General features: G+C 65.2%; 8 protein-coding genes. All 8 read left to right on the top strand.

Annotated features, from left to right (window positions below; genetic code table 11):
- Window positions 1–22: 22 nt before the first annotated feature.
- The 8 genes from AC1PLS_RS09865 (at window position 23) to AC1PLS_RS09830 (ending at window position 16,604) form a co-directional block, all read left to right on the top strand.
- Window positions 23–2,497, top strand: coding sequence for a methyl-accepting chemotaxis protein (locus AC1PLS_RS09865; RefSeq protein ID WP_184434622.1), 2,475 nt, complete (start codon window positions 23–25; stop codon window positions 2,495–2,497).
- A 633-nt stretch (window positions 2,498–3,130) separates the two neighbouring features.
- Complete coding sequence (locus AC1PLS_RS09860; protein WP_065046994.1) at window positions 3,131–5,389, top strand: methyl-accepting chemotaxis protein; 2,259 nt, start codon at window positions 3,131–3,133, stop codon at window positions 5,387–5,389.
- Between the two features lie 519 nt (window positions 5,390–5,908).
- A complete protein-coding gene (locus tag AC1PLS_RS09855; protein WP_104608483.1) occupies window positions 5,909–8,173 on the top strand; it encodes a methyl-accepting chemotaxis protein in 2,265 nt (754 codons plus the stop codon).
- A gap of 340 nt (window positions 8,174–8,513) precedes the next feature.
- Entirely contained in the window at window positions 8,514–11,186 is a 2,673-nt protein-coding gene (locus AC1PLS_RS09850; protein ID WP_481104428.1) for a methyl-accepting chemotaxis protein, read from the top strand.
- Window positions 11,187–12,182: 996 nt separating this feature from the next.
- On the top strand, window positions 12,183–12,968 hold the full coding sequence (locus tag AC1PLS_RS09845) for a flagellar brake protein (RefSeq protein WP_167708892.1): 786 nt from the start codon (window positions 12,183–12,185) through the stop codon (window positions 12,966–12,968).
- A 131-nt stretch (window positions 12,969–13,099) separates the two neighbouring features.
- Window positions 13,100–13,585, top strand: coding sequence for a chemotaxis protein CheW (locus tag AC1PLS_RS09840; protein WP_016904902.1), 486 nt, complete (start codon window positions 13,100–13,102; stop codon window positions 13,583–13,585).
- A gap of 249 nt (window positions 13,586–13,834) precedes the next feature.
- Window positions 13,835–14,140 (top strand): hypothetical protein, encoded by a 306-nt coding sequence (locus AC1PLS_RS09835; protein ID WP_372358778.1) that lies wholly within the window; start codon window positions 13,835–13,837, stop codon window positions 14,138–14,140.
- 85 nt (window positions 14,141–14,225) lie between these two features.
- A complete protein-coding gene (locus tag AC1PLS_RS09830; RefSeq protein ID WP_184380273.1) occupies window positions 14,226–16,604 on the top strand; it encodes a methyl-accepting chemotaxis protein in 2,379 nt (792 codons plus the stop codon).
- Window positions 16,605–16,755: the final 151 nt, after the last annotated feature.

Below are 16,755 nucleotides of genomic sequence, written 5' to 3'. Positions count from 1 at the left end.
CGTACGCCTACGAGAATCTTCCATGACCACTTCGCCCGCGCTGTCGCCGCAGACCGCCCCACCCCCTCACCAGCGCTGGAGCAGCCGCTGGGATGATCTGGCGATCGCCAAGAAACTCGGCATGATCGGCATCCTGGCCTTGGCCGGCCTGGTCATTCCGGTACTGCTGTACAGCGGCAAGCTCAACGAAAGTGTGGCCATCAGCAGCAACGAGTTGCGCAGCTATGCGCCGCTTGGGCAGATGCTGGGCCTGATCACCGACCTGCACGCCGCCCACGTCGACAGCGGTGACGCCGCCGGAGCCGCGGCCGCGCGCGCCGATCGCGATCTGCAACACCTGCTGGCCACCACCGCCACGATGCCGGGCTTCGAACGCAGCCAGAAGGCCTTGCTGGGCCTGCAGCAGCGCCACGTCGCCAGCGCCGCGGCAGACGGCTACGCCGCGGTCAGCGAGCAGGCGTTTGCTGCGCTCGACGCCTTGCGCGACGACAGCCAGCTGGTCTATACCCCCTATATCGAGAGCTACCACCTGGTGGTGGCCACCCTGATCTACAGTCCCGATGCCACCGAATCGCTGACCCGCCTGGATGCGGCCAGCGATCCGTCGCAGGCGGCCGACAGCCGCGCCATGCTGCGCGAACAGCTCGGCCAGTTGGCGCGCAGCCATGCGCGCTTCCGGCATGAGCTGGACAAGGCGATGGGCCTGCTGGAACAACCCGACCCCGCCCTGGCCGATGCCGCCAGGACCGAAACCACGCGTGCAACCGCGGCGCTGGCCGCACTCGGCACCGCGCTGGACGGCAGCGACGCCACCGCCGACACCCAATGGAACGCTGCGCTCGACGATCTCGGCCAAGCCATGCAGGCGCTCAGCAGCGTCTCGCTGCAGGCCCTGCAGCGCCAGTCCGAACGCCACCTGGCCGATGCCCGCAACGCGATGTGGCAGGCCATTGCCGGGTTGTCGCTGCTGGCGGTGCTGATCGCAGCGATGGGCTGGTACACCTTGTCGCGGCTGACCCGCAATGTGCGCCGCGCCGCTGTGGTGGCCGCCAATATCGCGCAAGGCCAGCTCGGCGAGCGCATCGCCGCGCCCAGCCGCGATGAAACCGGCCAGCTGCTCGACAACATGCGCCGGATGCAGGAGCAGCTGCAGCGGGTGCTGGCCGCGCAGAGCGAGATGGCCCAGCGCCACGACGCCGGCCAGATCAGTTATCGCATGGACGCCGAGACCTTCCCGGGCGCGTACGCCACCATGGTGCGCGACACCAACGCGCTGGTCGGCTCGCATATCGCGGTGAAGATGAAACTCGCCCAGATCATGTCGCGTTATGCCATCGGCGACCTGAGCCAGGACATGGACCGCCTTCCCGGCGAAAAAGCCGTGTTCAGCGACACCATGGACGCGGTCAAGCGCAACCTGTCTGCGATGAACAGCGAGATCAAGCTGCTGGCGCAGGCTGCGGCCAACGGCGATTTCAGCGTGCGTGGCGATACCCAGCGCTTCCAGCACGACTTCCTAGCCATGGTGGAGAGTCTCAACCAGCTGATGGCCACCGCCGATGGCAATCTGGGCGCGCTATCCAGCGTGCTGCGGGCCATCGCCGCCGGCGACCTCACCACCCGCATGCATGGCGACTTCCACGGCGTATTCGCGCAGATGCGCGACGATGCCAATGCCACCGTGGTGCAACTGGCCGATATCGTCGGACGCATCCAGCAGTCCACCGACGCGATCAACGATGCCGCCAGCGAGATTGCCGCCGGCAACCAGGACCTGTCGCAGCGCACCGAGCAGCAGGCCGCCAACCTGGAAGAAACCGCCGCCTCGATGGAGGAACTCACCTCCACCGTGCGCAACAACGCCGAGCATGCGCGGCGCGCCAACCAGCTGGTGGTCGGTGCCGCCGCAGTGGCCGCGCAAGGTGGCACGGTGGTCGGCGAAGTCGTCGGCACCATGGCCGGCATCCAGGCCGCCTCGCGCAAGATCGCCGACATCATCTCGGTCATCGACGGCATCGCGTTCCAGACCAATATCCTGGCCTTGAATGCGGCGGTGGAAGCTGCGCGCGCCGGCGAACAGGGGCGCGGCTTTGCGGTGGTCGCCTCCGAGGTACGTACCCTGGCGCAGCGCTCGGCCGGCGCGGCCAAGGAGATCAAGCAGCTGATCGACGATTCGGTGAACCGGGTCGAGCAAGGCAACGTGCTGGTCAGCCAGGCCGGCCGCACCATGCAGGACATCGTCGATTCGGTGCGCGGCGTCACCGAGATCATGCACGAGATCAGCGAAGCCTCGCAGCAGCAGTCGCAGGGTATCGAACAGGTCGGCCAGACCATCGCGCAGATGGACCAGTCCACCCAGCAGAACGCCGCGCTGGTGGAAGAAGCCACTGCCGCCGCGCGTGCGATGGAAGCACAGGCGCAGCAGTTGCGCGATGCGGTGTCGGTGTTCCAACTGCACGGCCTCGCCAGGCCAGCCAGGCTCGTGCGCGCCGCGTGACGCGGTCGCATGCGGATATGCGTGTGCGCGCCGCGCGGTCTGTCGCACACCTGCGGGCCGGCGTACGGGGCTCTCGTGCAACGTGACAGCCCCTGTTCCGTAAGAAAGCGCTGCATCTGATCCAAACCAATGCAGCGGCATGAGATCACCGCTGCCGCGTCAACACGGCGCAGGGCACGTTCGATGCCTGGCGCAGGCAAAGCCCTGCTTCTACGCGCGGGTGCGACAAGGTCGCATCGCCGGGTGGATTGCTACATCCGCCGGTGTCTTGCACCCGGCCATGCTCGCGCCTGGCGTCTCGCATCGCGCCCGATGGGGTGAGACAGATGTGAATCCGCCGATGCGGGCAGGCGCGTTGATAGCGCTCCCATCAGCATTTTTCGGCCGTTTGTGCACATGCGCGTCACTTCGGTGACGGCCACCCATACGCAGCGAGGCTGACCCGTTCAGTGCCATAGCCGCTGGCCGTTACCTACAACGGCACGCCTACCTGCCTTGCAATCGCCCGGGCCGCGCTACGGCCCGGGCGATGGATCGGCTGGATGCCTGCCTGCTGCGCCGTCACTGCGCATCGCCCACGCGTCAACCCGACGCGTCTTGTTCCTTCTTGTCCCACTGCCTTGAGACCCCCAAATGATCGCTCTTCTTCAACGGTACAACGTCGGCAAGCGCCTGAGCTTCGCCTTCGGCACGCTGATCCTGTTGTCGTGCGCACTTGTCGCCGCCGGCCTGCATACATTGGCGCAGGCCCGCGATCGCATGGACACGGTGGTCAACCGCAACATCACGATCATGCAGTACGCTCAGGACATGACCAACGCCACCTCGGTCATCGCCGTGCAGTTGCGCAACATCGTGTTGCCGACCTCGCAAGAAGACAATCTGCGCTTCTACGCCATCATCAAGAACCAGCTGAAGAGCTACGAAGACACGCGCCGCAAGCTGTATGCGTTTTCGGCCTCGCCCCAGGCCACCCAGATCCGCGAGCGGATCGACCTTGCCAGTGAGCAGGCCCGCGAGACCAGGGACACCGTCGTGCAGCTGGGCCTGACCGGCAAGGCTGATGAGGCACTCAAGCTGTTGCTGGAAAAGGCCGCACCGGGCACGCAGCAATGGCAGGATGCGTTGACGGAGTATTCGGATCTGCAGCGTCAGCGCACCCAGGAAGCCTATGTGGCCACGACGGCAGAAATGGCTCGCGGCCGTGCGCTGTTGATCGGCGGCGGCGTGGCGGTGGTGCTGTTCAGTACCCTGCTCGGCTTCCTGATCACCCGCAGCCTGGTGCGCCCGTTGACCCAGGCCACCCGCGCCGCCGAAGCGATCGCCAACGGCAATCTCGACAACGACGTACGCACGCAGTCCAACGACGAAACCGGCCGCCTGTTGCAGGCCATGGATCGCATGCAGGGCCAGGTGCGCAACCTCATCAGCGCGCAGCTGGACATGGCCAAGCGCCACGATGATGGTCAGATCAGCTTCCGCATGGATGCCGGCGCCTTCCCGGGCGACTTCGGCCGCATGGCCAAGGACACCAACGAGCTGGTCGCCGCGCACATCAAGGTCAAGATGCAGACCATCCACCTGGTGGAGCGCTATGCGATCGGTGACCTGAGCGAAGACATGCCGCAGCTGCCGGGCGAAAAAGCCGCCATCACCACGGCAATGAATCAGGTCAAATTGAACCTGTCGACGATGAACGCCGAGATCAAGCAGCTGGCACAGGCCGCCGCCAACGGCGACTTCACCGCGCGTGGCAATGCCGAGCAGTTCCAGTTCGACTTCCGCATCATGGTGGAAAGCCTCAACACCTTGATGGCCACCGCCGACGGCAACCTGCAGTCGTTGTCCGGCCTGCTGCAGTCGATCGCCGCCGGCGATCTCACCGCACGCATGAGTGGCCAGTACCAGGGCGTGTTTGCACAGATGCGCGACGACGCCAACGCCACCGCCGAACAGCTGGCCGGCATCGTGGGCCGCATCCAGACCGCTGCCGACGCGATCGGCCTGGCCTCGGGCGAAATCGCTTCCGGCAACCAGGATCTGTCGCAGCGCACCGAGCAGCAGGCCGCCAACCTGGAAGAAACCGCCGCCTCGATGGAAGAGCTCACCTCCACCGTCAAGCAGAATGCCGAACACGCCAGCCAGGCCAACCAGCTCGCCATCGGCGCGGCCGCAGTGGCGTCGCAGGGCGGCGATGTGGTGGCCAAGGTGGTCACCACCATGTCCGACATCCAGAGCTCGTCGAAGAAGATCGCCGAGATCATCAGCGTGATCGACGGCATCGCGTTCCAGACCAATATCCTGGCCTTGAATGCCGCGGTGGAAGCGGCGCGTGCCGGCGAACAGGGGCGCGGTTTCGCCGTGGTCGCCAGCGAAGTACGCACACTGGCACAGCGCTCGGCCGGTGCGGCCAAGGAGATCAAGCACCTGATCGACGACTCGGTCGACAAGGTCACCCAGGGGGCCACCCTGGTCGACCAGGCCGGCACCACCATGGCCGAAATCGTTGCCAGCGTGCAGCGCGTCACCAACATCATGGGCGAGATTTCCTCTGCGTCGCAGGAGCAGTACTCCGGCATCGAGCAGGTCAACCAGACCGTGACCCAGATGGACGAAACCACCCAGCAGAATGCCGCGCTGGTGGAAGAAGCCACCGCCGCCGCACGGGCAATGGAAGAACAGGCCCAGCAGCTCACCGAAGCGGTCGCCGTGTTCAAGGTTGCCGAACACGCACCGGTGGCGCGCCAGTTGTCGGCCATTGCCAATGCGCCCGCCAATGCCCGCAGCACACCGCGCCCGATCGCCCGCGCCAGCACGGCCGCGCCCGTGCGCCGCAGCACCGCGGGTGCGTCGGCAACGGCAAACGACGTGGGCGACTGGCAGGAGTTCTAAACCGCCAACAGGTGCTGTCAGCACATCGACAGCAGTGCACGCCAGTTGTTGCAACCGGCGTGCACGGTGCGCGGGATACATATGCTCGACACCACGCTCGAGCACGCGGCCGTGCAGTTCCGCATCCGCAGCAAGGTCACAACGGCACCGCACACGCGGTGCCGTTTTGCGTTGTGCGCGCCATGCCAACTGTCCGCAAGCCCGCATACACCGCGTCCGGCGTGAAAACGCACTTCACATCGCGCACCCCGGACTCTCTCGCGTTGCCTCCAAAACCGCGTTCAACGCGTGTTTTCTAGGGGAATTCCCGACACACCCCCACCAATTCCCTACCCCTTGTACACATGGCAGTCACGTGCCTGAGACCCGGCTTTACCGGCCAGCCCGGCTTGCCTCAATACAGCAGTTCTAACGCCGTTATCTGACCGACGCATCACACAAGGCATGACGTGCGACGCACTGCTCCAGCACTGCATCGCATGCCAGTCCACCTAACTGCACATTCGCTCAGGTCACCCAATGAATTCCTTTCTGCACCGCTTCAACGTCGGCAAGCGCCTCTCCCTGGCCTTCGGCGTGCTGATCCTTCTGTCCTGCGCGCTGGTGGCCGCCGGCCTGTACACGCTCAGCCAGGCGCGTGAGCGCCTGGACACCATCGTCAACCGCAACATGGCGATGATCCAGTACGCCACCGACATGCTGGACGCCAATGCCACCATCTCGTTGAACCTGCGCAACATCGTGCTGCCGACCACTGCCGAGCAGAATCGCCAGTTCGGTGATGCGATCGATGCGCAGCGGATTCGCTACAAGGAAGTGCGTGACAAGCTGTATGCCTTCCCCACCGATGCCCAAGGGCAGCGCATGCGCGATGCGCTGGATCTGGCGCGCGAACAGGCGCTATCGCACAACCAGCAGGTACGCGAACTGGGCACGGCCGGCAAGGTCGACCAGGCCATGCCGATCCTGATCCAGCGTGCCGCCCCAGCCACCCAGCGCTGGCAGGATGCGATCCGCACCTACTCCGAAGCGCAACGCAAGAGCAGCCAGGTCGCCTACACGCAGGCCAATGACGCCATGGCACGTGGTCGCAGCATGCTGATCGGCGGCGGCCTGGCCGTGGTGCTGCTGAGCGCCCTGCTGGCCTGGACGATCACCCGCAGCCTCACCGGCCCGTTGAACCGCGCCACCCGCGCCGCCGAGGCGATCGCCGACGGCCGGCTCGACAACCAAGTGCACAGCGAGGCCAGCGACGAAACCGGCCGCCTGCTGCAGGCAATGGACAAGATGCAGTCGCAGGTGCGCAACCTGATCACCGCGCAGCTGGACATGGCCAAGCGCCACGACAACGGCCAGATCAGCTTCCGCATGGATGCCGACGCGTTCCCGGGCGACTACGGCCGCATGGCCGGCGATACCAACGCCCTGGTCGACAGCCACGTCCAGGTGACGCTGCGTCTGGCACAGATCATGGGCCGCTACGCCATCGGCGACCTCAGCGAGGACATGGACGCGCTGCCCGGCGAAAAGGCCAGGCTGACCGACACCATGGCGCAGGTGAAAACCAACCTGGCCTCGATGAATCAGCAGATCAAGCAGCTGGCCCAGTCCGCTGCCGACGGCAACTTCGGTGCACGCGGCGATGCGGCGCAGTTCCAGTTCGATTTCCGCGTCATGGTCGAGAGCCTCAACCAGTTGATGGCTACCGCCGACGGCAGCCTGCAGTCGCTGTCGGGCATCCTGCGCGCGATTGCGGCGGGCGACCTGACCGCACGCATGGACGGCGAGTTCAAGGGCGTGTTCGCACAGATGCGCGACGACGCCAACGCCACCGCGACCCAGTTGTCCGGCATCGTCGGGCACATCCAGCACTCGGCCACCTCGATCAACGCCGCCGCCAGCGAGATCGCCGCCGGCAACCAGGATCTGTCGCAGCGCACCGAACAGCAGGCCGCCAACCTGGAGGAAACCGCCGCCTCGATGGAGGAACTCACCTCCACCGTGCGCCAGAACGCCGAAAGCGCACGCCAGGCCAATCAACTCGCCATCGGCGCCGCCAGCGTGGCCTCGCAGGGCGGCGAGGTGGTCAGCAAGGTGGTCGACACCATGAGCGGCATCGAGGCCTCGTCCAAGCGCATTGCCGACATCATCAGCGTCATCGACGGCATCTCGTTCCAGACCAACATCCTGGCCCTGAATGCAGCAGTGGAAGCGGCGCGTGCCGGCGACCAGGGCCGCGGCTTTGCGGTGGTCGCCTCCGAGGTGCGCACCCTGGCACAGCGTTCGTCGGCGGCGGCCAAGGAGATCAAGAGCCTGATCGACGACTCCGTGCAGCGGGTGGCCGACGGTTCGCAGCTGGTGGACCAGGCCGGCAAGACCATGGCCGAGATCGTGGCCAGCGTGCAGCGTGTCACCAACATCATGGGCGAGATCTCCGCCGCCTCGCAGGAACAGTCGGCCGGCATCGAGCAGGTCAACCAGACCGTCACCCACATGGACGAAGCCACCCAGCAGAACGCCGCGCTGGTGGAAGAAGCCACCGCCGCCGCCCGCGCGATGGAAGAACAGGCCCAGCAACTCACCGAGGCGGTGGCCGTGTTCAAGATCGTCGAGCAGGGCCCGGCCGCACGTCAGCCCGCGTCGATGGTCGCTGCGCCGGTCAACGCACGCTTTGCCGCCCGCCCGGCTGCCCGTGCCGGCAGCAACGCGGCCCCGCGCCGCAGCAACACCGGCAAGACGACGGTGGCAGCCACCGCCGATCCGAGCGACTGGCAGGAGTTCTGAGCCCCACCGCAACGCGTCACACCCGCAGTCTCCAGAAATACCATTCGAGCGCAGTTTGATTCGGTGACGAATCTTGAGGGTCGCTTCCTGGCGAGGGAAGCGGCCCTTTTTTTGTTCCGGGCATCTGTGGCCATCCGCCAGCGGGCGTCAGGCCACGCATCATGTGACGCGCCATACTTCATCAAAAACTAACAACTGACACATCGCTGGAGCCGCCCGATTAGGCAAGCGAACTGGACAATTGTGCGGATTTCGACACAAACCATCAATTAATTGCATAAACGGCCGCTATCGACTTCACGCATCCGTAACGCCCTCCCCCGGGCAAGGTCGATTCCTCATGCACTCCTTCAACCGCCTGTCCGTCGGCACCCGGCTGTCCGCGCTGCTGACCGTGGTGATCGCGCTCTCCCTCGGCCTGCTGGCCCTGACCATCTACCGCCAGTCCGCCGACGACATCGAATCCCAGGTCAAGGCCGAGCTGCGCTCCAGCACCCGGTTGATGCAGCAGTCGGTGGCGATGTACGACGTCACCCTGACCGAGGGCACCCAGCGCCTGGGCAGCGTGTTCGAGACCATGCTCCCCAGCGGCGAGCGCACTCTCGACACCGCCAGCACCGTCGCCATCGGCGCGCAGCAGACGCCGTCGCTGCGTGCCGGCAAGCAGGCACTGAATCTCAACTTCGACGCCGTGGATCGCTTCGCGCAGACCGCCGGCGGGGTCGCCACGATCTTTGCGCGCACCGGTGACGACTTCGTGCGCATCACCACCTCGCTGCGCAACAAGCAGAACGAGCGCGTGATCGGCACCCTGCTCGACCGCAAGGGCAAGGCCTACGCCGCGTTGTCGCAAGGCAAGGCCTTCACCGGCCAGGCGCAGCTGTTCGGCGAGCAGTACATGACCCATTACCAGCCGCTGCGCAATGCCGCTGGCGAGGTGATCGGCGCACTGTTCGTCGGGCGCAACTACACCCAGGGCCTGGCCGCGCTGAAGGCGCAGGTCAGCACCACCAAGCTGGGCCAGGACGGTTATTTCCTCATCGTCGACATGGCGCCGGGCGAGCACCAGGGCCAGGTCATCGCCGCACCGCCGGGCACACCGGCCACGCTGGCGGCGCTGGTGCCGGCCGAGCAACAACCGCTGCTGCAGTCGGTGCTGGACGGCAAGCAGCCCAGCGCCAACCTGCAGTTGCGCGATGCCCAGGGCAACGCCCAGGCCTTCGAAGTCACCGCCCAGCGCTACACGCCATGGCAGTGGGCGGTGATCGGCACCCAGCCGCGCAGCGCCATCGACGGCCCGCTGGACGAGCTGATGGGCAGCATGCTGCTGTTCTCGCTGGTGGTGCTGGGCCTGTGCATCGCAGTGGTCTTCATCGCCGCGCGCAAGATGGTCACCCGCCCGCTGCTGGCGGTAGAACGCGTGCTCGGCGATGTGGCTGCCGGGCGCCTGGACAACCCGATCGAGATCGACCGCCATGACGAACTGGGTCGCCTGCTGCTCAACGCGCGCGCCATGCGCGACGACCTGCGCGCGCGGCTGCAACGCGATCAGCTGATCGCCAGCGAAGCGCTGCGCGTGCGCACCGCGCTGGACGATGTCAGCACCAACGTGATGATCGCCGATGCCGATCGCCGCATCATCTACGTCAACCGCCCGCTGCAACGCATGCTCAAGAGCGTGCAGGACGAACTACGCCGCGACCTGCCCAACTTCGATGCCGATGCGCTGATCGATGCCAGCATCGACCAGTTCCATCGCAAGCCCGAGCACCAGGCACGCATGCTCGACCAGCTCACCGGCACCCACACCGCGCAGATCCATGTGGGTGGCCGCACCATGCGGCTGGTGGTCAACCCGGTGCTGGGCGCGGCCGGCGAGCGCATGGGCTTTGTGGTCGAATGGGCCGACCGCACCCAGGAAGTCCAGGTGGAACAGGAGGTCGCACGTATCGTGCAGGCCGCCGCCGCCGGCGACCTGAGCGAGCGCGTCGGCCTGGAAGGCAAGCAGGGCTTCCTGCTGCTGCTCGCCCAGCAACTCAACGCGCTGCTGGACAACAATGCGGACGGGCTGTCGCGCGTGTCCGCCCTGCTCTCTGCGTTGTCGCAGGGCGATCTGACCGCGCGCATGGATGGCGACCTGCAAGGCGTGTTCGCCACCATCCGCGACGATGCCAATGCCACTGCCGACCAGCTCGCCGGCATCGTGCGCCGGATCAAGGACTCCTCGCTGGCGATCAACTCGGCCGCCACCGAGATCGCCACCGGCAATGGCGACCTGTCGCGTCGCACCGAACAGCAGGCCGCGGCCCTGGAAGAAACCGCCGCCTCGATGGAGGAGCTCACCGCCACCGTCAAGCAGAATGCCGACAACGCCGACCAGGCAAACCGCCTGGTGCTGGACGCCGCCGGCGTGGCGGCCCAGGGCGGCGATGTGGTCGGGCGCGTAGTCACCACCATGGCCGACATCGACACCTCGTCCAAGAAGATCGCCGAGATCATCGGCGTCATCGACGGCATCGCCTTCCAGACCAATATCCTGGCCTTGAACGCGGCAGTGGAAGCCGCGCGCGCCGGCGAACAGGGACGCGGCTTCGCCGTGGTCGCCTCGGAAGTACGTACGCTCGCACAGCGTTCGGCCGGCGCAGCCAAGGAGATCAAGCACCTGATCCAGGACTCGGTCACCCGCATCGGCAACGGCGCCGCACTGGCGTCCGAAGCCGGCAGCACCATGCAGCAGGTGGTCAGCTCGGTGCAGCGCGTCACCGACATCATGAGCGAGATCACCAGCGCCTCGCGCGAGCAGGCCGCCGGCATCATCCAGGTCAACCAGACCGTCACCCAGATGGACGAAAGCACCCAGCAGAACGCCGCCCTGGTGGAAGAAGCCACCGCGGCTGCACGCGCGATGGAAGACCAGGCCGCGCAACTGGTGGATGCAGTGGCTGTGTTCCGCCTGGAACAGCAGGACCAACTGAACACCTTGCTGGCCAACGCACGCCACGCCTACACCTGATGCGGCAAACGACGACAGCGCGCCCGTCGAGTATCTGATTCGAGGGCGCGCTGCCCTCGCCGCTTGCGGGACAGGCCATCAATCCGTCAGTGGAGACTGCGCCTCGTCGTTTAGGCGCGATCCGCTGATTGAATCAAAAGCTCAGTGAGTCGAGTGCGCGGTGCCCTCACCGCTCGCGGGACACGCCGTGCATCCGTCCATGGAGGCTGCTTGACGGCATCCATGCCGCCAAGGGTCCCGCAACCGGCGAGGACACCGCGCCAGACAGTTAGTCGGCTGCTTTCTTGAAAGCGTGTTGCTCGGCTTGCGGCAGCAGACGCGACTTTTGCAGCTTGCGTGTTGACAGCCAGTTTGCTGCGCGGCTTGCGACGGGAAAATGGTCAGAGGCTGATCGAACGCTTAGTGATCCGACCAGCACATGTCATGCATCGCTTCCCCTATGCATACCGACCATCTCAACTGGTCCTTGCCCGCTCACCGTCGCGGGACCTTACGCGGCATGGATGCCGCGTAAGAGCCTACAGGGACGTACTTGCGGCGTGTCCTGCGATGGTGGGCGGGCAAGGGCCCTGCAGCCAACCCGCAGATCACCCGCTCTGCGACTTATATATCTGCACTACCCAAGTCCATCGAAACACGGCAACTAAAAAAGAGGCCTGGAACCGTGCACACCGACCATTTCCACTGGCCCCTGTCCGCCCACCGTCGCGGGACCTTTCGCGGCATGGATGCCGCGCCAGCGCCTAGATGGATGCACTTGCAGCGTGTTCTGCGATGGTGGGCGGGCAAGGGCCCTGCAGCCAAGCGGCAGCACCACGCGCTCTACACTTGATCCATGTGCACTATTAGCCGCTGGGAACACAACGCCCAAAGCAACCAAGGCTTCACGCAATAGTTTTTGTCAGCCGCTCTTAAAGATTTCGCTTTGCCGCCGATATCAAGGCGACGCCGGGACAACCGTTCCGGCGGCTTCCCGCATCTACTGTGCCTGTGCCCATGTCCCAAGGCGATACCTCAGAGCTGGACCACGACGCCGACCACCTCGCCGAAGGTGACGAGCGCTATCTGCTGCGCAACAAACGGCAGATCCGTGGCCTGCTACGCCAGTTGCTCGACCAGCGCGCCATCGTGACCATGCATGTGGCCGGGCGCGACATGGCCGTGCCCACCGCCGTGCTCGAGGTGGACGAAGACGACGACTGCGTGATTCTGGACGGCAGCCATAACGAGGCCTCCAACCGCGCCATCCAGGACGCCAGGTACCTGCTGTGCTACGCACAACTGGAACGGGTCAATATCCGCTTCCGCCTGGAAACGCCCGAGCGGCTGGAGCGCGACATCCACGTCGCCTTCCGCGCCGAGCTGCCCGAGGCGATGTATCACCTGCAGCGTCGCGAGTCGTACCGGCTGGAAACGCCGATCACCGACTCGCCCGTCTGCATCATTCGCCAGGACGAGGCACAGGGCGGCAATCTCAACCTGCAGCTGCGCGTGATCGATATCAGCAGCGGTGGCCTGGCGGTCTCGCTCACCGATGGCATGCCCCTGCTCGAACCGCAGCGCACCTACCGCAATTGCACGCTGCAACTGCCCGACACCGCGCCGATCACCCTGCCGCTGACGGTGTGCAGCCAGTACAAGCAGACCCTGCCCAACGGCAGCGAAGGTTTCCGTGTCGGCATGCAGTTCAGCGACCTGCCGCGCGGTGCCGACGAGACCATCCAGCGCTATATCTTCCGGGTCGACCGCCAGCGCAATGCGCGCAAGAGCGGCGTGTTCTGAACCCACCCGCACCAGCTGCGGCGCACGGCTAAAGTTGCCCTGCGCTGCGCCGATGTTGCTAGGGCAATCCTCATCCGCATGCTTTTCCTATAGCTGCAATCCGACACTCAGCCGCAACGCCCGGAGTTTCCATGAACGACAAAAGCACGACCACCGGCACCGGTGGTGAATTCCTCAGCTTCGCCCTGGGCGAAGAACACTACGGCGTGGACATCCTGAAGGTGCAGGAAATCCGCGGCTACGATTCGGTCACCCGCCTGCCCGACGCACCGGATTACATCAAGGGTGTGATCAACCTGCGCGGCACCATCGTGCCGGTGATCGACCTGCGCCTGAAGCTGCGCCTGAAAGAAGCGCGCTACGACGCCTTCACCGTGATGATCGTGCTCAACGTCGAAGACCGCGTGGTCGGCATCGTGGTGGACAGCGTCTCGGACGTGATTCCGCTCAACGACGACCAGATCCGCCCCACCCCCGAATTCGGCGCCTCGGTCGACACCCGCTTCATCTCGGGCATCGGTACCCAGGACGATCGCATGCTGATCCTGCTCGATATCGAGACCCTGCTGGACAGCACCGAGCTCGGACAGCAGCAGCTAGCCGAAGAAGCGGCCTGATTCAGACCATCTGGTGTCGGGAGCTTCCCGACACGAGACGCACAACGAAGTTGAAGTGAGATAGAAATCACATTTTTCGGATTCAAGTTGAACGGCGGCTAGCCGATAGCTGAATAGAAGCCCGCGTACACAAACGGGTCACCGTTCGACTTTTGATTCTGGAGAATCCCTATGAAGTTCCTGCTCTCGCTCCTCCCCGTCGCTGCTCTCGTGATTGTTGCTCCCACGCTGTCGGCTCAGTCGCAGGAAATGATTCCGCCGGAAATGGCGACCCGTTTCGTCGGCAAGGACGGCATGGTGTGCGGCAAGGTCGAAAAGGCCAAGTACGCCCAGAGCTCGGAAGGTGAACCCACCTTCCTGTACATGGGCGGCATGTTCCCGCGTCACACCTTCTCGGCCCGCATCGACGGCGCCAACCGCGGCAAGTTCAGCTTTGCCCCGGAAAGCCTGGAAGGCAAGGACGTCTGTGTGCTCGGCAAGATCCAGCGCGACAGCTCGCGTGCCGAAATCGAAGTCAGCTCGCCGGCCAGCCTGAAGCTGGCCACCATCAAGTAATCGCCCCGCAGATCGCCACGCCCTCGTGCGTGGCGATCTGCCGTTTGCGGTTATGCGCACTGACTTCTATCGGGGAATCGTGTCAATGCAATGGATCAACAATCTCAAACTGATGCCCAAGCTGATGCTGGCGTTCGGCATCGTGCTGCTGATCATGCTGGTGCAGGGCATCATCGCCTATGCGGGCCTGGCGTCGCTCAATAACGTCACCCGCGACCTGGCCGGCAACACCATGTCCAGCGTGCGCGAAGCAGGCGACCTGCGCGGCATGCTCGGCGAATATCGAAATGCGGCCTATCAAAATCTGGTGCGCGCCAGCGACTCGGTCAAGCAGGAAGCCAAGGTCCGCGCCAAGCGGCTCCATGGCGAAATCGATGCCACGATCAAGGGCTATCCCCGTCTGATCGAGAGCCCGCAGCAGAAGAAGCTGTTCGACGTGTTCGTGGCCGACTGGAAGAAGGCAGCCGCGTCCTACGCCAGCGTCGACGAAATGATCGAGCTCAATCTGCCCGACGATGCCGTCGACACCTTCGTCGGCGAGACCCGCACCCTGCACAACAAGGCCAAGGATTCGCTGGCCGCATTGATCGTCGAAGACAACAAGTTGGCGCAGGCTGCCAAGAGCAAGGCCGAAAAGGTCCATGCCACCTCGGTCTCGCTGACCGTGATGGTGCTGTTGATCGGCATCGCCGGTGGCCTGGGCCTGGCATTCCTGTTCGCACGCTCCATCGTCAAGAGCATGCGCGGCGCCGTGTCCACCGCCACCGAAATCGCCAGCGGCAAGCTCGATGGCCAGATCAATGTGCAGGGCCAGGACGAAGTGGGCGAACTGATGCGCTCCATGCACCGCATGCAGCGCGACCTGAAGGAACGCATCGAACGCGATCAGAAGATCGCCGACGAAAACCTGCGTATCCGCACCGCGCTGGACGAATCGTCCACCGGCACCTTCATCACCAATGCCGATCGCACCATCATCTACGCCAACGAGGCGTTCATGAAGATTGTGACGCATTACGAAGGCAGCATCCGCCTGGCATCGTCCGACTTCGATGCGAACAAGATCATCGGCCAGCACATCAGCTATCTCGGCATGCCCGAATCGACCGTGCGCAAGGCCATCGCAGCACTGGAACGCGACGGCATCACCAGCTTCGAAGAGCGCTATGGCGAGTTCGTGGTGACCCAGACCGTCACCTCGATCAAGAACGAGCACGGCGAAAGCACCGGCGAGGTCTGCGAGTGGCGCGACCGCACCATCGAAGTCCAGGTCGAAGAAGAAGTCGCCCGCATCGTGCGTGCCGCCGCCAGCGGCGACATGAGCGGCCGGGTGGAAACCGACGGCAAGCAGGGCTTCTTCCTGCAGCTGGCCCAGCAGCTCAACGGCCTGCTGGATGCCAATGCCGGCAGCCTGGAGCAGATCTCGGCATTGCTGTCGGCGCTGTCGCGCGGTGACCTGACCGTGCGCATGCATGGCGAATTCAGCGGCGTGTTCGCGCAGATGCGCGACGATGCCAATGCCACCGCCGAGCAGCTGGCCGACATCGTCGGGCGCATCAAGGTCTCGTCCACGGCGATCAACTCGGCGGCCGGCGAGATCGCCTCCGGCAACAGCGATCTGTCGCATCGTACCGAGCAGCAGGCCGCCAATCTGGAAGAAACCGCCGCCTCGATGGAGGAGCTCACCTCTACCGTCCGGCAGAACGCCGAAAGCGCCCGCCAGGCCAACCAGCTGGCCATCGGCGCCACCGGCGTGGCCTCGCAGGGCGGCGAGGTGGTCTCGCAGGTGGTCACCACCATGTCGGGCATCGAAGCTTCGTCCAAGAAGATCGCCGACATCATTTCGGTGATCGACGGCATCGCGTTCCAGACCAACATCCTGGCCCTGAACGCGGCGGTGGAAGCCGCCCGTGCCGGCGAACAGGGTCGCGGCTTTGCCGTGGTCGCCTCGGAAGTGCGTACGCTGGCACAGCGCTCGGCCGGTGCCGCCAAGGAGATCAAGGGCTTGATCGACGACTCCGTGCACAAGGTGGCCGAGGGCTCGGCCCTGGTACGCAAGGCCGGTGCAACCATGGCCGAGATCGTGGCCAGCGTGCAGCGCGTGACCGACATCATGGGCGAGATCTCCGCCGCCTCGCAGGAACAGTCGACCGGCATCGAGCAGGTCAACCAGACCATCACCCAGATGGACGAGACCACCCAGCAGAACGCCGCCCTGGTGGAAGAAGCCACTGCGGCCGCACGCTCGATGGAAGAACAGGCCGGCCACCTGGCCGAAGCGGTGTCGGTGTTCAAGCTGGACGAGCCGGCCGCTCAGGCCGCTCCGGCCGCGCGCGTACGCCCGGTCGCCTCGCGCCCGGTCGCGGTGAAGTCCGCAGCCAAGGCGGCGACGCGTGAAGCCACCCCATCGCGCCCGGCCAAGCCGCAGGCCGCGCTGGCCGACGGTAACTGGCAGGAGTTTTAAGCCGCTGCTGTCTCCCCACAAAGCCCCGGCACTGCCGGGGCTTTGTGTATCTGCCCCCGGCGCAGCGCGCACTGCCCTGCCGCCGGCTGCGATCGCACCGCCCGCGCAGCGCCGTGCACCGCCAGCGGACCCGGCTGTCTGCAATGCACGA

It is taken from the genome of Xanthomonas sp. NCPPB 3218, from assembly GCF_056725185.1.
Note: the sequence above shows the minus strand (reverse complement) of the source record. Positions and strands in the feature narration are given on the sequence as shown.